Here is a 17,198-nt window from a genome sequence, read left to right as displayed (position 1 = left end):
CAGCCCAAGGATTTGGCGGTCCGGCGGCGCTTCGTTCCGGCATGTGCGCGATTTTGGTATGAATTTTGAAGACCGACGAAAAAATAAGGGAGGAAATTCAAAACAGACTTTAATAAAGGAGGCGTTCGTTTATGCCGTTGGTTCCGTTCGAACCGTTCAGACGCGTGGATCATTGGAAAAAAGAAATGGACAAATTTTTTAACGAGGGGCTGCCTTCCGCTTTCGGATTCCAGCAGGAATTCGGCGCGCCGCGGATGGACGTCTACGAAACCGAGAATGAGGTTATCGCCCACTGCGAGATTCCGGGTCTGGAGAAGAAAGAGGACGTTGACATCCAAGTGGAGCAGCAGACGCTCACGATCGTCGGCACCGTACACAAGGTACACGAAGCGAAGGAGGAGCAGTATCACCGCAAGGAGCGTTATAGCGGCCGCTTCCAGCGCACTGTTGCGCTGCCGGCGGAAGTGCAGGCCGAGGGTACGGTCGCTACATATAAGAACGGCATTCTCGAAGTGAAAATGCCCAAAGTTCAAAATAGCGCCAGAAAACGAATCGACGTGGAATTTCATTAATTCCTGTCGTCCAATTGTAATCCAATTGAAATATGCTTTTCATCTTCCTTTAATGTAGATCCTCTATAATAAAGCTCGACCCCCTTTTTCATATAGATGTCTCTCGACCCGCGGCCCGTTGCTTGCGGGTCGCTTTTTTTCGCGAAAAGCAAAAAACCGGAGCTTCCGGCTGCCGCCGGTACCACTCCGGTTTATGAGTTTAAAGCATTTTTTGCAGCATGACGACGTCCAGCAGCTTTCCGAATTTGAAGCCGACCTCGCGCATCGTGCCTACGGTATCAAACCCGAGCTGCCGATGAATATGAATGCTGCTGTCGTTGCCCTCCGCGATCCGCGACAGCACCGTATGCAGCCCGGCCTTCTTCCCTTCGGCCAGTACGGCTTCCAGCAGCTTTTTCCCGATTCCCCGACCGCGGTGTCCGTCCCGGATATACAAGGACAGCTCCGCCGTACGCGCATAGGCCAGCCGGTCGGAGTACCGGTTCGCGGCGGCCCAGCCGAGAATCAGACCGGCGTCCTCGGCCACGATGACCGGATAAGCTTCGCCGTGCTGTTCGAACCATTCCAGCTGCTGCTCCAGCGTGCGCGGAACCGTATCGAACGTCGCGACCGTCGTCAGGACGGCTTCGTTATAAATATCCAAAATGTGCGGTACATCCGCATGTCCGGCCCGCCTGATCTCCATTCAAAGCCCGCTCCCTCTCACGAAATCCTACCGATTTTTTCGCCTACTATAACAAGGTTTCGGGAGAAATGCAAGACTCGGACCAGGAAGCCATATATCACAAACCAAGCGTCTCCGTCATATCCTTCAGCACTGCCGCGTCTTTCATCATATGCACGGCTTTTCGGAAGTCCGTGTACATTACGCGGTCTTCGTCCAAAAACGGCACCTGCTTGCGGCACTCCGCGTACACCCAAGCCGTTCCCTTGCCCAGCCCGTCGGCCCCGCGGTAATCGGCCGCTTGCGAGCCGCACAGCAGCTCGATGGCAACGACGTTGTACGCATTTTCGACGATTTTGGCCGCTTTTCTCGCGCCGATCGTTCCCATGCTCACGTGATCCTCTTGATTCGCCGAGCTTGGAATCGAATCGACGCTGGCCGGATGCGCAAGCGATTTGTTTTCGGAAACGAGTGAAGCCGCGGCATACTGGGCAATCATGAAGCCCGAGTTCGTGCCGCCGTACTTCGTCAGAAACGGAGGCAGTCCCCCGCTCAGCTGGGGATTGACCAGCCGCTCGATTCGCCGCTCCGATATATTCGCCAGCTCAGCCACCGCAATGGAGAGGAAATCCATCGCCAGCGCAATCGGCTGGCCGTGAAAATTGCCGCCGGAGATCACTTTCTCCTGCTCGGTGAAAATGAGCGGATTATCCGTTACCGAATTCATCTCGATCAGTAATTTATCGTGAATATATTGAAGCGCATCGGCCGAAGCGCCGTGAACCTGCGGTACGCAGCGCAGCGAATAAGCGTCTTGAACGCGCAGCTCCCCTTGGTTCGTCATCAGTCGGCTGTCTTGGGTCAGCTTGCGGATGTTCGAAGCGACCTGCTGCTGGCCGGCATGCGGGCGGATGTCGTGGGTTTCCGGGTCAAACGCCTGCCTTACACCCTGCAGGGTCTCCGTCGTCAATGCAGCAGCGCAATCGGCCCATTTGGCCAGTTGCAGCGCGTCCCAGCAAGCCAAAGCGCCGACGGCGGTCATGACTTGCGTACCGTTGATCAGAGCCAGACCCTCTTTTGCCTCAAGCGACACCGGTACGATTCCGGCCTTGTCCATCGCCGTTTTTCCGTCCAGCTTCTCTCCCCGGAACAACGCTTCCCCTTCCCCCATCATGACCAGCGCCAAATGGGACAGCGGGGCCAAGTCTCCGCTTGCGCCGAGCGACCCTTTCTCCGGAATCAGCGGAACGACGCCTTTGTTCAGCATCTCGACCATCGTCTCCACGACGGAGTAGCGTATCCCGGAATAGCCCTGAATCAAGGCATTGATGCGAAGCAGCATGATCGCTCTCGCCACTTCCGCCGGGAACGGATCGCCGATCCCGCAAGCGTGGCTGCGGATCAGATTCACTTGCAGCATCTTTGCGTCCTCGCTCGAAATGTACGTGTCGCTGAATTTGCCGAAGCCCGTAGTCAAGCCGTAGACGACCTTTTTCTCAGCCAGCAGCTTTTCCACGTATTGTCTGCTCTTCGTTACCTTCGCTTTGACCGAAGCGTCAAGCTCGATTTCGTAACCGTGTCGCGCCACGAGCACGACATCTTGCAAGGTCAGCTTGCCGCCGCCGATCGTAATAGGTGCCGTCTTAATCATCACGAATCACTCTCCTTAAGTAATGGACACAAAAAAAGAGGCCATACCAAATCAATGGTCATGACCTCTAAACGCAGCTATAAGACTATGGTCTAAAGATATTCAATTGAAACGCCTGAAACGCTGATTCGATCATCAAATGTGATTGATGCCGAAGCCCAGAACCTCGTGCTCAAAGCCCTTCTTCGGAGCGCCGATCGTGCCGTACATGCATACGCAGATCCACTCCCCTTCGTCCGGTTGATCCTGCTCGGTCGACATAGGACCGCGGACAATGGCGAAGGTAAGTCCTACCGTACGCAATACATCCCGAATTTGCGGGGTTCCCCGGCTCACTCCTTGCAAAGCCTCTAGGATCGCATGGTACAAGCCGTGCGTCTCCCGGTACCGCTTTTCGTCGATGACCCCATTGTTTTTGGCAGCGGTTTCGATGGCCGCAATGACTTTCGCGCTGTCCATGGAGCCGACCTTCCCGACGGTATGCCGATATCCGTCCGCTTCCAGCTTCCGTACGATGTCCGCCCCCAACGCATGATCGTGCATCATCGTCAATAAAGCGGTTAATTTGCCGATAGTAGAAGGAATCCCCTGCTGGCCCGTCACTTGCATGCCCCTTTCTTGCGGAAAAGCCACAATAAAAATAAAAAAGACGCTACAACAGCAAATGGGAAAGCTTCTTCCCGCTCCCATAAGACTTGCCTTGTATCGACCCGACTATACGCTAAATTGTCTAAAAGGATTTTGCTTATCACTAAAGTATCTGATGAAATTGTATCATACATCACGTGGGTTGACAATGAGGCGTGCGAAGGCAAATGAAAGCAGGCCACCGCTGCTTTCAACGCCTCCGGCCGTTCAATTCGCAACCGCTTTATAACCGCTCCTGACTTTACGGTCCAGACGATAACTGATACAAGTCAGCAACGATGCAGCGACCGCCGCGATTGCGCCGACCCAGGAAACATCGATCAGCTCCATGTTCGTCGTGACCCATCCTCCCAGTGCCGATCCAAGCGCGATTCCGACATTAACGGATACGGGAGCTAAGGACGAAGCCAAATCTTTAGCCGACGGGAAATACTTATCCGCTAAATCGATGAAATACAACTGGATGGTCGAGCTCATGACATACACGACAAGAGCAATGAACGATATGCTGATCAATCCCGTGACAACCGAGCTAGAGGAAACATAAAGCGACGCGAGAATGGCGGCTTGAATCAGAAACACAACCCGGAGCTTTCCAATCCCGTTGCGGGCTGCCAGCTTCCCGCCGATTAACGTACTGAAGATGGATACGACGCCGTAGAGCAAAAATATAAGTCCGATATACCGGTCCGGGACAAAGAGCACTTCTTGCAGCAGAGGAGTCAAATACGTATAAACGGTATAGGTCGCCGCAATGCTGAACGCCGGAATAAAAAACGCGATAATAATACGCGAGTTCGTTAATAATCCGATTTGGTTTTTCAATGAACTTCGCGTTCCCTTCAACCCTCTTGGAATGGTCGCCGAGCTTGCGATGAAAGACCCGATTCCCAATAGAGCGGTGAACCAAAAGGTCATATGCCAACCGCCCCATTGTCCGATGTAGGTGCCAAGAGGCACTCCGATGACACTCGCTATTGTAAATCCGGTAAAGATAATGGAAATCACCGCGCCCCTTTTCTCAGAAGGTACGGCTTCGCTGGCAACGGCCATGGCGAGTGCGATCAACACTCCGGTCACGACGGCGGTGATCACTCTGGAAACAAGAAGCAGCGCGTACGAACCGGATATCGCGGTTAACATATTCCCTGCAATAAATACCGCGATCAAAGCAAGCATAAGCGGGTATTTGGAAAACCGGCTGAATACAGCCGTCAAAATTGGCGTACCGATGGCAAATGCGATGGCAAAAGCCGATACCAGCGCACCTGCTGTCGATATGGCGATATTCAAGCCGTTGGACACTTCCGTTAGCAGCCCGACAATGACAAATTCACTCGTTCCCAGAACAAAGGTTAATAAAAATAAATTTAAAGTCAGAAGCTTTTGTTGTTTAGTCAAAACCGAATCTCCTTTCATATCAAAGCGCTGTTCCGTCAAGCTCTCTCGACGGCAATCTGGACCTCGGCAACGTAGGCTTCCGGATCGTCCGATTTTTCATGAGGGACGCAGATTTCGCGCCGCGGTTCATTTTCCTTCATTCGATATCCGTTTCGTTCGATCCACACCGCCAATTCCGTACTCGCCGTGCAGGGGCTCGTTGTCCGGCAATGATGAATAAGCGTAGCCATCATCGGAACTCCCGGCAATCGTTTGACCGTAAAGGGAGAACGGCTCGGCATCTCGTGAGCGAGCACACGAGCGACTTCCATGTCCATATCGTCTTCGCATTCCTCGCAGCCATGCCAAAGAACCATGCGGGATAGCGAAGATACGCCGCAGCTTTCCAAATGATCGTCGAGCCGCCGGTAAAGCCCGGGAAGCTGCCGAAGCGATGCTCTTTGCCGGTAAGACACGACAAGCTGCGGCTCCACTTCTTTCAGAACGACATCGTGCGATGTCAGATGCTTCCCCTCGTTCTCGATAGCATGTAGACGCTCCTTGATTCGGTCAAGCTTGGCCTGCTCCTTATCCAGAACGGACTGAATCTCGTTTTGCTTAATCCGGAACATCCCTCTGATTTGCTCAAGCGGAATGTCCTCGCCTATCATCTGGCGAATTTGATCCAGCGAAAAACCCAATTCTTTATAAGCCAAAATGTGGTGGAGCTGAAACAACTGATCGGCCGAGTAATACCGGTATCCTGTATATTTGTCGGTGTGGGCCGGCTTGAGCAAATTCAATTGATCGTAGTAACGAAGCGCCTTGACCGACACTTGGCCAAGTTTCGAAAACTCGCTGATTTTAAACATCGACAGTTCTCCTTGCACGAATATTTCTGTACTCCCCTTGCTTTACCGAGTATAACTTTCCCGTTAAGGGGAGAGTCAAGGGGAAACTCGTCTTAGGAGCTATCAGCCCATTCCGAATCTTCCGCGCAAGAATACTTATAAAATCAAGTCGAAAAAAGGCGGTGGATAGGTTGACACAAGGAAGATTAAGACGATCCGCTCCATACAAGCCGGCCGGCTCCAGGATACGGACCCGCGTTCGCCCGGGGTGGAAATCCGGCAATTGGTCCGGATATGCGCTGAAGAAAGCGAAAAAAAATTCGTTTCGCAGTATTTCCGGATATTGGATTGTTCCGCGGGTAAAGCCCGGCAAGAAAAACGGCTTTTCTTCGGCATGGATCGGAATCGATGGCTTCGGCAACCCGTCATTAATTCAGACAGGAACGCAGCAGGATTACAAACAAGGGAAAGCCGTTTATTATGCATGGTGGGAAATCTTGCCTGCGCCGGAAACCCGAATCTCTTACCCTGTTTCTCCCCATGATTTGATGTATGCGAGAATCTCAAAGCAATGTAAAAATAAGTGGCTCATTGTGCTCAGGAATAAAACGAAAGGATGGACATTCAGAAAGGTCAAAAAGTATACCGGACCGGCTACGACGGCGGAATGGATTATGGAGGCTCCCTCGATCAACAATAAAACGACCCGATTGGCGCATTATCGTAAAATGCTTTTTAAAAGATGCCGGGTCAACGATAAGAATCCTTTATTAAAACCAAGCCAACGGGGAATTATGATTCAAAACGGCCGCATCGTTTCAACCCCGTCTCTTCCAGGAAAAAAAAGAGACAGCTTCTTCGTCGCCTATGGCGGCAAACCCCCGCTGCCTCCGAGATGAATCGCAAAAATATCAGCCTTCCTGAACCTCGACGGCGATTGCTGCCGTTTTTTTATGTAACCATGCCCGAGAGGACCCGATAGGGCAAAAGCCGTTTCGGAAGACCCATTCTTTCCATAAAATAGGTGGGAACCTCAGAAAGGGATGTGTTGAATATGAAGACTCTGTTCCAGACTTCCAGAGCCCGGCTGTTGGCTAATGTAAAAAAGCTGAAAACCAACGAATTCACTTTTATTGGCATGGGTGACAGTTGGGCGGGAGACGGCCAAGCCGCCAATTCTATCTTCGGCTTAGCCTTATCCGCTATCCGCGGATTGAAGAAGAAGCCTTTATTTATTTTGCACAGCGGAGATGCGGTATTCACGGGAACCGAACAAGAGTTCAAGACAGGCGGCACCTATTCCGGCGTCCCGGTCAAAAGCTTGCTGCAGTTGATTCAAGATCCGAAAAAAGGCGTACCCGATATCCCCTTTTTCATCGTCCCCGGCAACCATGACCATACAGGCATAAACGGTCCACTCACGAAATTCAAACAATTTATCGGTCCTACGCATTTCGCAATCAACCTCCCGAAAATCAAAACCACGATCATCGGTTTGGACAATTCGCAGCAGTTCGGTGTGGATGCAAGCGGGCAGCCGATCTACGGCTTTGCTCGGGGAGAACTGACTTTTCTGAAGAAGCGGTTGAAAAGCGCCCGGAAAAACGCTCTGATCGCGATGCATGTGCCCCCCAGAATCGGGAAATGGGCAAATCCCCGTTATTTCCAGGACCCGTCATCCACCTTCGGTAACACCAATGGACAATTGACCCGATTCCTGTCTGCCATTCGCGGCAAGGTCCCTCAAGTTCTTGTGGGGCACGTACACGCTCTGGACAAATTGACCTTTCGTGGTACAAGGTATGTGCTGTCAGGAGGAGCCGGTGCACCGCTTGTAAAAAAAGGTTTCCTGAAGGGTGCGCCAACCCCGATCTTCCACATTATCGAGTTTACTGTTAAAAACGGTACGATCGTTAAACGCCGTGTCATTCCGGTCGGTTTTACGGCCTAAGCCGTTTACTTCATTTACCGAGGAGAGACCTTTGCCCGGAAAGTCCGTTCAATTCGTTACGATTATTTTTCTGGGGGATAGCCTGACCCGCTCCATAAAATTTGCATAAAAAAAGCCCACGAATCGCTACCAGAGCCATTCATGAGCTTTTATTGTAATTAGGATGCGGTCGAGAGGACTCGAACCTCCACGGCTGTTACACCACTAGAACCTGAATCTAGCGCGTCTGCCAATTCCGCCACGACCGCATATTTCGCTGCGATTCGATCAATTTCGAACCGACAAATGGAATTATATAACGATCGATTCTCCTATGTCAAGCATGAAATCATCTAATGCCCCTCTACCCGGCGGCATGTTGCCCGAAACCGGCGGCGAGGGGCATGCAGCGATCATCATCTTATTGGCGCTTAATCGCGGTCAATATAAAAATTACGATTGCCGATTTGCACATCTTCGAAATTCGGTTTACCGTTCTTGCCGTTATGGAAGAAAAACAGATAACGTTTCTCTGTTCCACCGTCAAACTTCAGAACGATTGTATTGCCTTCAATGCTGTAGGCTCCCGATTTGTTGGAGGCAGAGGCCGAATTCGTCGTTGCCGCTCCCGTATCAACGGTTCCCATCAGCGTATTGTCACTCTCGAATGTGCCGTTTTTCTTAAACGTAATCCACTCTTCCCATGCCGAGGAAGCGGAATTGATGCCGATCATACCGGAGTACCCCCGATGGACGAACGCGCCTTCCAGCGTCGGACTGCCGGTTACGGGTTGAACGGGCGACAGCAGAACGTCATTGACGATAAGATTTCCTTTCTCCGAAACCCGGATCGGGTAGCTCTCCCCGTTGTTCAGCTTCATTGTGCCATTCTCGATCGTGTACGTTCGGCAAGTTTGCTTGGAGCAATCGATCGTCTCCGGACCACCCTTCTCGGGTTCGCCGACAACGACTTTTCCATCCGGCAGAAACGTGTAAAAATCCCAGCAAGTCCCTCCACACTCATAACCGGTAACATCCATACGAATACCGAAGTACATTCCTTTCAGGTCGTTCAAATCCGCTTTGACGGCAGGCGCGATCTCATCGTCAGCTTCATTCCGGCCCTCGGTTTTCGTACCCTGCTCCGGCTTCTTGCCGCCGTTATCCGTCTTGCTCCCTTGCTCCTTCGAGGCTAAATAGTCGGCGATAGCCTTCTCCGCATCCTTCTTGGTTATTCCGAGCGAAGCCAGCATTTGCTCCGTCATGATCGTTATTTCTTGACTGTACGGGTCCCATACGACAAGCGCACCCGTCGCTTCCCCGATAAAACGAAGCGGCACAAGCGTATTGCCGTCAACGATCCGCGCGGCCGTCTCCAACTGGACCGTTTTGCCGTTTACGGTCGCCTGCTTGCTGCCTATCGTCAAGACTAATTGAAGGCTGCCCTTCTTACCCTCGATGACACCGCTTTCCGGCTTCCAATCAAGCACAATGCCCATGGCTTCGAATAAAGGGCGAAGCTGCACTAGCGTCGTTCCGTTTTCCAGATACGGGTTAACGTTAAAGTGAATTCGCGACTTGTCGATGTACACCTTAATCGGGGACTGCTCTGTTGCGCTTGCTTGAACCGTCCCCACAACCGAAACCGACAGCAGCACCGCCACGATAGCAAGCAGCATACTCCATTTTCTTAAAATCATGATAAGTATCGAATCTCCTCCCGTGTTGGATTCCTTTAGATTATAAGCGGGTGTGGAAATTCATTCCTAGCGGCTATTGTCCCGATTCCCTGGGACGAGGAAACATCCAGCGGGTAACAAATTCACCGGCTCATGACGAATATTTAGTTCTAAAGTACTTAGAGATACGAAGATGATCAAGGCGCCGCATGATTTTTCAGCCCGCAACTTTAATTAACAGCCTGCGACTTCCAATAGCTCTCCATCTCTTTAATGAACCCTTTACGATCAATCTTGTTAATTAAATATTTCTGCATGGAGGCGCCCAGCTTGGCGTAATGATCCCCGGGAAGGAATTTGAACATTCCGAGATTAATAACCTTGCCCTCTTTAACGTAATTACTTATTGAAGGAGAAATGGCATTCGTCCCCTTTACCTTTAAATCTTTATAAGGCATGATTAACCCCATTTTGGAAATAATGGAATTTTGTCCCTGTTCACTTGTGACCATCCACTCAAAAAATTGCTTGGCTGCTTCCTGCTGCTCCGGTGTTGCTCTTGTTTTATCGATGGTGTACAGAAATGGTTCCAAAACCGGAATTTCCTGGTTCCCGTAGTCATCCGGGTTGTTGCTGATCGGAACCGGCATGATCCCAAATTGTTTGTCCCGGCCTTCGACAGGGTCCATTACGGACCAAGCCCAGTCTCCCATAAAGTAAAATGCCGCGTTTCCTTTGGCAAAATCTATCGTGTCTTTATTGAAGTCGGCGACAATCGGATCGTTCTTGCGAAGATTATACTTTTTAAGCAAGTCGAAGGTATCCAGCAAACCATTGAATTGGGGATTGCCGGATAAATCCACGCTTCCCTTTTTCAAGCCCTCCAAAAATTTACGATTATCTTCAACCTTTTTGGATTGCAGGCCGTAGGCTAACGATAAATAATGGGAGCCCAAAGACCAGTCCGATCCATGAATCAATACCGGCGCCTTGCCGGCGGCTTCCACTTTTTTGAACAAAGCTTCCAAATCGTTGCGGGTCTTCACCGATGCGGGATCAAAAGCTCCTCCGATCGCTTCCTCAACCACCCGTTTGTTGTACAATAAGCCGTAGCCCTGCGTAGTCCATGGCACGCCCACAAATTTGCCTTCAAATAAGTTTCTTTCAATCGTGCCCGGCAGCGTCAACTTTTCGTATTTTGCTTTCTCCGGCTCCAAATCCAGCAAGGTGTCTTTGAACTTTAATACCGTTTGCTGTTCCAGCATGGCGGCCGTGGGCGGATTGCTGGAAGCCTGAAGCGCTTCGTATTTTTGTATATAATCGGTTCCTGCTTGCGCATTCAATAATTCAATTTTTACTTCCGGGCGCTCTTGCTGATACGCCTTCACCAATTCGGAAAAAGCGTTGTTCTGATCGACCGTATAAAACGTAATCTTGACGCCCTTCTCCGATTGAGCCGCTCCCGGCGATGCATCCTTATTGGAACAAGCGACCACCGTAGATAGCAGCAAAGCCGTACAAACTCCGAGCTTGATACCCGCTTTGATTTTCAATATCTTTTCCCCCTTATCTTATAAATAAGTAAACGGCTCTCTTGCATCAATAAAGACGACCGGAATCCCATGAACCAAAGGCTGCAGCCATTCCGCCATAAATTTCATGCCCCATTCTTCGCTGCGTTCATGCCCTACAACGATCATGGCTTGGTTAAGTCCAAGCATTTGGGCGTCGTTGATATAGGCGCAGAGCGTCCATTCCATAATTTCGCCGCAAACCATGACATCCAAATTCATATTTCGCATCAATTCCATCGGCATTTGCTCTCTTCCCAGGCCCAGGCTGCCCCCGCCCACTAAAATGCCGACCCTTGAACATTTCATTTCGGGTTTGCCGATGATTTGAACCACATCCATGGATAGCTTCCGTTTAAAAAAGCTCGCCAGCTCCGCCAAACTGACCTCCTCAATTTGGTAGGTGTGAGGATTTCCGTCAAGCATATGGTTTTCCCAGCCGATTTCTTTTAGGAGGCCGTCATAGATTCTGTCTGTTTTCCCCATGTGCATGTAATCGTGAAACCGCCAGATCACGATCTGATTCTCATCTATCAATTTTTTCTTAGCCGCATATACAGGGTCGTCCTGAAGCCAGTCCGTTTCATCCTTTCCCGTATAGTACGTAGGCTCATGGGTAATAATCATATTGGCCCCGCAAGCGATTGCCTGCTTGATAACGTCAACCGTTGCCATAAATGTCGTTACAATTCCAGTGACCTCCGTGTCGGGACTGCCGCTCATGATCCTGTCTCCGGTTTCGGGCAATCTAAAATCGCCGCACGAATCCGTCAAAATGGCATCGATCACTTGCTGAACGTTCATTTCCAATCCCTTCTTTCGTTAAGATTACGCCCCAAAAATAGCGCTGCCGCTCTCCCTATGGAATCAACGCTTAAAAGCTCTCGCCAAAGCATCCAAGTATCCGTTTCTGGCACGCTGACTAATCTCCGCATCCGGAACAACATGTTCGAAGCCGTGATAGCATCCGGGATACAGCTGAAATTCGACATCGACTCCCGCCTGCGCAAGACGCGCAACATAGTCGATCGTCTCGTCGCGGAACGGATCAAGCTGCCCTACGCAAGTATAGACCGGAGGCAGACCGGCCAAGCTCTTCGCGCGGCTTGGCGCCGCATAAGGGGAAATGTCTCCATGGGCATGCTCGCCAAGATACATCTTCCAGGCCGCCAGGTTATTGGCCCTGTTCCACACCGCTTGATGCGTAATTTCGTGGCTTGAGGGCGTGACGTTACGATCGTCGATCATCGGGTATAACGGCATTTGAAAACAAATGGCCGGTCCGCCTTTATCCCGAGCCATCAGCGCCAATGCCGCCGTCAATCCCCCTCCTGCACTTGCCCCGCCAATCGCAATCCGCGACAAATCGATATTCATTTCCTCCGCGCGGTTTGTTATCCATACCAATGCGGCGTAGCAGTCTTCAATGGCCGCCGGAAACGGATGCTCGGGGGCAAGGCGATAGTCGGGCGAAATAACGATACAATTGGCCGCTTTTACAAAGCATTCGCAAAGAACGTCATCGGAACTCGGGTGGCCCAACACATATCCCCCGCCATGGATCCAAAGAAAAGCAGGCAGCTTTTGATCCTCTCTCCGGACCGGTTCATAAATCTTGACCAGCATTTCCTTTGAATCTCCGCCGGATATATAACGTTCCGTAATTTGAACGGATTTCGAGCTATTTGTGGGAGGCAAAGGGCGCTGCCTCTCTATAGCCAGATCATCGGGCAAATGAAGAGGCGTTAAAAGCTCTACCCCTTGCTTTAATTCCGGAGCCACTCTGCTTATGAAGTCCAATATCCATACCTCCAAGTATGATGAAATTTCCCCAAGCTTAATCACACTGCAAAATGATCGGCGAATCCTTCTTCATCGACATAGGAAATCTCGGCAAGGCCTGCTCTCAAGTCGACTAGCAACATACAACTCTTATCGTCCTTTGTCCACTTGAGACGAAGCTCATCCGCTGGCGAATCAAGAACCTCAAATTCTCCTTGGAAAGCTTCATATTCGTTCCTGAAACGGATCAGCCTCAAAAGCCGCTGCACCGCTTCCTTCTCCAGAGACCGCTCGATCTCTTCCAGAGAGAAGTTGTGACGGTTGATTTCCCGGCCTTCTCCGGTATTCTTTACACGTTCATAATCGTTCTCGCCGGCCAACAGCCCCACATAATACACCTGCGGAATGCCGGGCGTAAAGAACTGAATGGCGCGTGCCGTCAAATAGGCGTCGTCATCGTTATTTAATGCGGAATAATAGGTACACCGGATTTGATGGACATCAAATCCATCCGCCGCTTTATGTTCATCCGACAAGATCAGGCTGAGGTTGGCTCCCCGAGCCACGCATACATCCACAATTTTTTTCGCTTCTCTCGTATCGATCAAATCATCCAAATCCGGCTTTACCGGAATACCGTCATGGCAATCCAGCATCGTAAACTGGTTCTTCGGCCGGGTCTTTAAATACTGAACCAAATCCCCGCTGTTTTGGTTGATCAAGGCTTCAAGAATCCGGTACGGCAGGATAAAATCGTAAATCCAGCAGCCATGCTCGGCAAGCTTGTATTGCGTGGTATAATGCGCATGAACCTCCGGCAGCAGCTCAATTTCAAGCGATGCGGCAAGCTTCATCACCCAGTCCAGAAACTCATATATTTCCGGCTCCACGAAAAAGCAGCTGGTGCCGAGCTTTTTGATCACATAACCGACAGCATCGAGCCTGACAATTTTTACATTATTTTTCTTAAAGTTTAGAAAGAAATCCGTCAAAAGCTGCTTGACCTTTTCCGATTTTATATCGAGATCAATCTGCTCCGATGGGTCCGTTTTGCCAAATGTCGTCCATACCTTTTCCTCTTTACCGGTCTCCGCAATAGTGAAGGTCGAATAAGGCAGCTTCCGGCGCAGGAACATTTTATCGATGTCTTGCTGCACAGGCTGACCATCCGGCCAAATTTTATCCAATGTGATAAATAAGTCCGCGTACTCGGACTCCCTCCCCTTTTCAAGGAAGTCTTGAAAGTATGACGATTGCCGGGAAATATGGTTAACCATCAAATCAACCAAAACATCGAACTCCTCGCCAATGGCCTTCATGTCTTCCCACGTGCCGAAGCTCGGCTCAATTTCCAGATAAGTTTGCGGCGCGAATCCCCTGTCTCCGGTGGAGGGGAAAGGCGGCAAAATGTGGACTCCACCTTTGAAGACGTCCGAAAAATGCGTATTCAGCACGCGATGGAGCGTTTTTAAATCTCCACCAAGGGAGTCGGGATACGTTATCAGCTGCACTTGATTTTTAACGGACATTGGGAACCTCCTACAGTTCGTATAAGTTTTTGATCGCTTCGAGTTCGGGCAAATCCACCACCGCGCCGGTATATTTCAGCTTATAAGCGCTAACGGCGAATCCGAGAGAAATGGCTTCGTGAATGGAATAGCCTTTCACCAGCGCCGTATAAAATCCGGACCAGAACGCGTCTCCCGCTCCGGTCGTATCCACTACCTCCGTAGCCAGAGTCTTGAAGGTAACGGTCTCGCTTCCGTTGGATACGATAGCGCCGTACTTTCCCAGGGTCAGGATCACCAGCTTGGCGCCGAGACTCAAAAACTTCTTAATGTGGTTATAGGGCGTATCTTTGCCGAATAATCTTTCCGCATCGTCGCCCGACGGCTTAATGATATCGACCTTACCGATGATGGATTTTACATAGGCTGCGCCATCTTCGCCCTGTTGCCATAATACCGGATGATAGTTAGGGTCAAAACCGATCAGCACGTTTTGCTTTGCGGCAAGGTCCAGCATTTTTCCGATCGTATCGCGGGCCGGGAGCATGGAAATGGGCCAGCAAGAGAAATGCAAGATCTTTGACCGGAGCAGGGCTTCTTCAAGCTTTGAAGTATAGGAAATTTGATAGTCCGCACTTCGATAAAAGACGGGGACCGGTGTTGATTTGCTCTTTGTAAGAAGGACCAGACTGGTTGAATTTTCCACGGTTTCAACGTATTCCGGCTCAATCCCCGCTATACGCAAATGGTTGATCAGAAACATGCCTAATCTGTCTTCTCCTACGGCTGCCGCAATCTGCGAACGGCCCCCTAATTTTTTGACGTTCATCGCGATATTCGCAGGCGATCCGCCAAAAAACTTATGGTATGCGGCTCCTTCAAAAGCATCTTCGTAATCCGCGGAAATCAGATCGATCAGAAGCTCCCCCACCATCAATACATCATTCTGTCTATCCTCAAAATCCAAGACCTGCTTAAATTCAAACACAATAACTTCCTCCTGCGGCTACGTTAATTTAATTGCGGGAAACACCGAGTCCACTTCTTTCAGAAAAGAACCTATGTTGTTCCCTTTTCCAACAATTTAACCGGAAGAATCGTTTCCAGAGGTATATCTTCGCCCGCAATTTGCCGAAGCAGGTATTTGACCGCCAATTCCCCCATCTTCTTGACCGGCTGCTCTACCGTCGACAAATCGTCCGTACCGCCAATCTGAATTCCGTCATAGCCTACGACCTTCACATGCTCGGGTACGGCCTTGCCGCGTCTCCGGCATTCCTTGATGACCTGCAGCGCCAGAATATCGCTGCTTGCAAATACGCCGTCAATATCGGGATGTTCTTCAAATAATTCGCGAACCAAATTTGCGTATTCCTTATATTTAAAACCGTTCAAATCCGTTTGTTTAACCACAAAACCGACGTCTTTGCCGCTCACTTGTTCAATGAATGCGTCATGCCGCTGTTTGGCCAATAGATTTAGCCGCAAGTTTCCGCTTAAATAAGCGATTTTTCTGCACTTTTTGCCAAGAAGCAGTTTGGTGGCCAGCACGCCTCCGCTATAATTGTCTGACGAAATACATGGAATGGATTTGGAAATTTGACGATCCAGGGTCACCAGCGGAAGCTTGATCGACGTATATTCTTTCACACTCATCGTGTGACTGCCCATAATAATTCCATCCACTTGGCTGGCCCTCAGCAAATCGATATACTCCTTCTCCTTTTTTTTATTAAGCAAAGAATTGCAGAGCATCAGCTTATAGCCGTGCTTGTAAGCGTAATACTCGATATGCTTTGTGATTTGCCCAAAAAACGGATGGGAGATGTCTGGAATAATGAGACCAATAACATTCGATTTTTTGCGCGATAATGAACGTGCCAGCTCGTTAGGCTGGTAGTTCATCTCTTCCATGGCTTCGTGCACTTTTTTCTTCAGGTCGTCGCTTAAATATCCCCGGTTGTTTAACACACGGGAAATTGTCGTAACCGAAACCCCTACTTTTTCTGCGATATCTTTTATCGTAACGGCCATCAAAGCTCCTCCTTGTATCAGACAGCCGCCGTTTTGGATTTGTGCTGTCACAAGAAAAACCATTCATCAAGCGGGGGCAGCCTCTCCGTGATCACGGACGCTTCGTCGTATCGAATGGGAACGATTCCTTTCTCCTTGCATAGCTGCAGGATTCGCGGATCGGTGAAAAGCCTCGCCTCCAACACTCTGCCGGCGGCAAGCTCATCCCCGGAAATGTGTTTATTCCCCAGCATTCTCATTTCGCAAGTATCGATCGCCGGATGACCGACAACTAAATATTGTCCCTTATCAGCGGCTTTAAGGCGCGAAACGATATCATCAATAAGATGATCCGTTTCTTCTACCCGTCGTAAAGAAGAGCAAAAACGGTTCCAGTATAACAATCCCTCTTTATCCGCCCATTCCATCATTCGATCTTCCATACCGGGCACATGGTACTCCGGAAACATGTGGGTATCGACATAAGCGATTCGGAACCCCAGCCGTCTAAGCTTGTCCAGCTGTGCCTGAATCTCCAGCATGATCTCGTCCAAATCAGGCTTTTGCGCCTCAAATACTTGCGGAGAAGACGTAAACATTCCGTTCTCGTCGACTAAGGTAGAGACTTGTGAAATCGGCAGAACGGGCCCCCACTTTACTTGATCCCATTCCGCGTTCAAAGTCGCATGCAAACCAAAGCAAACATCTTCATGTCCGATCAGCATTTCTGCGGCTTCTTCGATAAAGCGGCAAGGAGCCATTAAAGAGACATTTTTTATAAATCCGGCTTTTAAAGACTCTGCGATGCCTACATTAGCCGAATGAGAGCTGCCGCAATCGTCCGCTCTGGTTATGAGCCGGATGGCGGGCTCCCTTCCATTCGATTCCCGAAGCACGGTTCACTCCCCATTTCGATCCTCGATGTTAAGATTGATTTTGGGACAGCAAT

Annotated in this window: 16 protein-coding genes and 1 tRNA gene; 3 read left to right on the top strand and 14 right to left on the bottom strand. The window is 50.1% G+C overall.

Annotated elements, in window-relative coordinates; translation table 11 throughout:
* Positions 1-131 precede the first annotated feature (131 nt).
* Positions 132-572 carry an Hsp20/alpha crystallin family protein gene (locus PEL01S_RS14225; protein WP_063187359.1) on the top strand — a complete coding sequence of 147 codons (441 nt, stop codon included), beginning with the start codon at positions 132-134 and terminating at the stop codon, positions 570-572.
* A 199-nt stretch (positions 573-771) separates the two neighbouring features.
* On the opposite strand, the gene PEL01S_RS14220 is transcribed toward PEL01S_RS14225, so the two are convergent.
* The 5 genes from PEL01S_RS14220 to PEL01S_RS14200 form a co-directional block, all read right to left on the bottom strand.
* A complete protein-coding gene (locus tag PEL01S_RS14220; protein ID WP_127460754.1) occupies positions 772-1,257 on the bottom strand; it encodes a GNAT family N-acetyltransferase in 486 nt (161 codons plus the stop codon).
* 97 nt (positions 1,258-1,354) lie between these two features.
* Positions 1,355-2,887 carry a histidine ammonia-lyase gene (gene hutH, locus PEL01S_RS14215; RefSeq protein WP_127460804.1) on the bottom strand — a complete coding sequence of 511 codons (1,533 nt, stop codon included), beginning with the start codon at positions 2,885-2,887 and terminating at the stop codon, positions 1,355-1,357.
* A gap of 135 nt (positions 2,888-3,022) precedes the next feature.
* Complete coding sequence (hutP, locus tag PEL01S_RS14210) at positions 3,023-3,496, bottom strand: histidine utilization transcription antiterminator HutP (RefSeq protein WP_063187486.1); 474 nt, start codon at positions 3,494-3,496, stop codon at positions 3,023-3,025.
* A 246-nt stretch (positions 3,497-3,742) separates the two neighbouring features.
* A complete protein-coding gene (locus PEL01S_RS14205) occupies positions 3,743-4,936 on the bottom strand; it encodes an MFS transporter (protein ID WP_127460753.1) in 1,194 nt (397 codons plus the stop codon).
* Between the two features lie 35 nt (positions 4,937-4,971).
* A complete protein-coding gene (locus PEL01S_RS14200; RefSeq protein ID WP_127460752.1) occupies positions 4,972-5,787 on the bottom strand; it encodes a MerR family transcriptional regulator in 816 nt (271 codons plus the stop codon).
* Positions 5,788-5,957: 170 nt separating this feature from the next.
* Between PEL01S_RS14200 and PEL01S_RS14195 the strand changes: the two genes are divergently transcribed.
* Together PEL01S_RS14195 and PEL01S_RS14190 are read left to right on the top strand one after the other, a co-directional pair.
* The gene (locus tag PEL01S_RS14195) at positions 5,958-6,665 is read left to right on the top strand and encodes a G1 family glutamic endopeptidase (RefSeq protein ID WP_204343550.1); all 708 of its coding nucleotides are present in this window, start codon (positions 5,958-5,960) and stop codon (positions 6,663-6,665) included.
* 155 nt (positions 6,666-6,820) lie between these two features.
* Positions 6,821-7,717 (top strand): metallophosphoesterase family protein, encoded by an 897-nt coding sequence (locus PEL01S_RS14190; RefSeq protein ID WP_127460751.1) that lies wholly within the window; start codon positions 6,821-6,823, stop codon positions 7,715-7,717.
* Between the two features lie 164 nt (positions 7,718-7,881).
* On the opposite strand, the gene PEL01S_RS14185 is transcribed toward PEL01S_RS14190, so the two are convergent.
* The 9 genes from PEL01S_RS14185 to PEL01S_RS14145 all read right to left on the bottom strand — a co-directional run bounded on the left by PEL01S_RS14185 (position 7,882) and on the right by PEL01S_RS14145 (position 17,145).
* Positions 7,882-7,965, bottom strand: a tRNA-Leu gene (locus PEL01S_RS14185).
* A 162-nt stretch (positions 7,966-8,127) separates the two neighbouring features.
* Positions 8,128-9,396 (bottom strand): stalk domain-containing protein, encoded by a 1,269-nt coding sequence (locus PEL01S_RS14180; protein WP_127460750.1) that lies wholly within the window; start codon positions 9,394-9,396, stop codon positions 8,128-8,130.
* Positions 9,397-9,605: 209 nt separating this feature from the next.
* Entirely contained in the window at positions 9,606-10,928 is a 1,323-nt protein-coding gene (locus PEL01S_RS14175) for an ABC transporter substrate-binding protein (RefSeq protein ID WP_127460749.1), read from the bottom strand.
* An 18-nt stretch (positions 10,929-10,946) separates the two neighbouring features.
* A complete protein-coding gene (locus PEL01S_RS14170; RefSeq protein WP_127460748.1) occupies positions 10,947-11,750 on the bottom strand; it encodes a Nif3-like dinuclear metal center hexameric protein in 804 nt (267 codons plus the stop codon).
* A 63-nt stretch (positions 11,751-11,813) separates the two neighbouring features.
* Positions 11,814-12,746 (bottom strand): alpha/beta hydrolase, encoded by a 933-nt coding sequence (locus tag PEL01S_RS14165; RefSeq protein WP_127460747.1) that lies wholly within the window; start codon positions 12,744-12,746, stop codon positions 11,814-11,816.
* Between the two features lie 41 nt (positions 12,747-12,787).
* Positions 12,788-14,257 (bottom strand): sucrose phosphorylase, encoded by a 1,470-nt coding sequence (gene gtfA / locus PEL01S_RS14160; protein ID WP_127460746.1) that lies wholly within the window; start codon positions 14,255-14,257, stop codon positions 12,788-12,790.
* 10 nt (positions 14,258-14,267) lie between these two features.
* Entirely contained in the window at positions 14,268-15,224 is a 957-nt protein-coding gene (locus PEL01S_RS14155) for a carbohydrate kinase family protein (protein WP_127460745.1), read from the bottom strand.
* A 71-nt stretch (positions 15,225-15,295) separates the two neighbouring features.
* Positions 15,296-16,270 carry a LacI family DNA-binding transcriptional regulator gene (locus PEL01S_RS14150; RefSeq protein ID WP_127460744.1) on the bottom strand — a complete coding sequence of 325 codons (975 nt, stop codon included), beginning with the start codon at positions 16,268-16,270 and terminating at the stop codon, positions 15,296-15,298.
* Positions 16,271-16,317: 47 nt separating this feature from the next.
* Positions 16,318-17,145 carry a ChbG/HpnK family deacetylase gene (locus tag PEL01S_RS14145; RefSeq protein WP_127460743.1) on the bottom strand — a complete coding sequence of 276 codons (828 nt, stop codon included), beginning with the start codon at positions 17,143-17,145 and terminating at the stop codon, positions 16,318-16,320.
* Positions 17,146-17,198 lie beyond the last annotated feature (53 nt).

The sequence above is a fragment of the Paenibacillus elgii NBRC 100335 genome (assembly GCF_004000865.1).
Taxonomy (GTDB): domain Bacteria; phylum Bacillota; class Bacilli; order Paenibacillales; family NBRC-103111; genus Paenibacillus_G; species Paenibacillus_G elgii.
Note: the sequence above shows the minus strand (reverse complement) of the source record. Positions and strands in the feature narration are given on the sequence as shown.

Bases quoted from the DNA above. Each gene is read 5' to 3' on its own strand.
- PEL01S_RS14225 (WP_063187359.1), top strand. From the start codon at position 132: ATGCCGTTGGTTCCGTTCGAACCGTTCAGACGCGTGGATCATTGGAAA.
- PEL01S_RS14220 (WP_127460754.1), bottom strand. From the start codon at position 1,257: ATGGAGATCAGGCGGGCCGGACATGCGGATGTACCGCACATTTTGGAT.
- hutH (WP_127460804.1), bottom strand. From the start codon at position 2,887: ATGATTAAGACGGCACCTATTACGATCGGCGGCGGCAAGCTGACCTTG.
- hutP (WP_063187486.1), bottom strand. From the start codon at position 3,496: ATGCAAGTGACGGGCCAGCAGGGGATTCCTTCTACTATCGGCAAATTA.
- PEL01S_RS14200 (WP_127460752.1), bottom strand. From the start codon at position 5,787: ATGTTTAAAATCAGCGAGTTTTCGAAACTTGGCCAAGTGTCGGTCAAG.
- PEL01S_RS14190 (WP_127460751.1), top strand. From the start codon at position 6,821: ATGAAGACTCTGTTCCAGACTTCCAGAGCCCGGCTGTTGGCTAATGTA.
- PEL01S_RS14180 (WP_127460750.1), bottom strand. From the start codon at position 9,396: ATGATTTTAAGAAAATGGAGTATGCTGCTTGCTATCGTGGCGGTGCTG.
- PEL01S_RS14170 (WP_127460748.1), bottom strand. From the start codon at position 11,750: ATGAACGTTCAGCAAGTGATCGATGCCATTTTGACGGATTCGTGCGGC.
- gtfA (WP_127460746.1), bottom strand. From the start codon at position 14,257: ATGTCCGTTAAAAATCAAGTGCAGCTGATAACGTATCCCGACTCCCTT.
- PEL01S_RS14150 (WP_127460744.1), bottom strand. From the start codon at position 16,270: ATGGCCGTTACGATAAAAGATATCGCAGAAAAAGTAGGGGTTTCGGTT.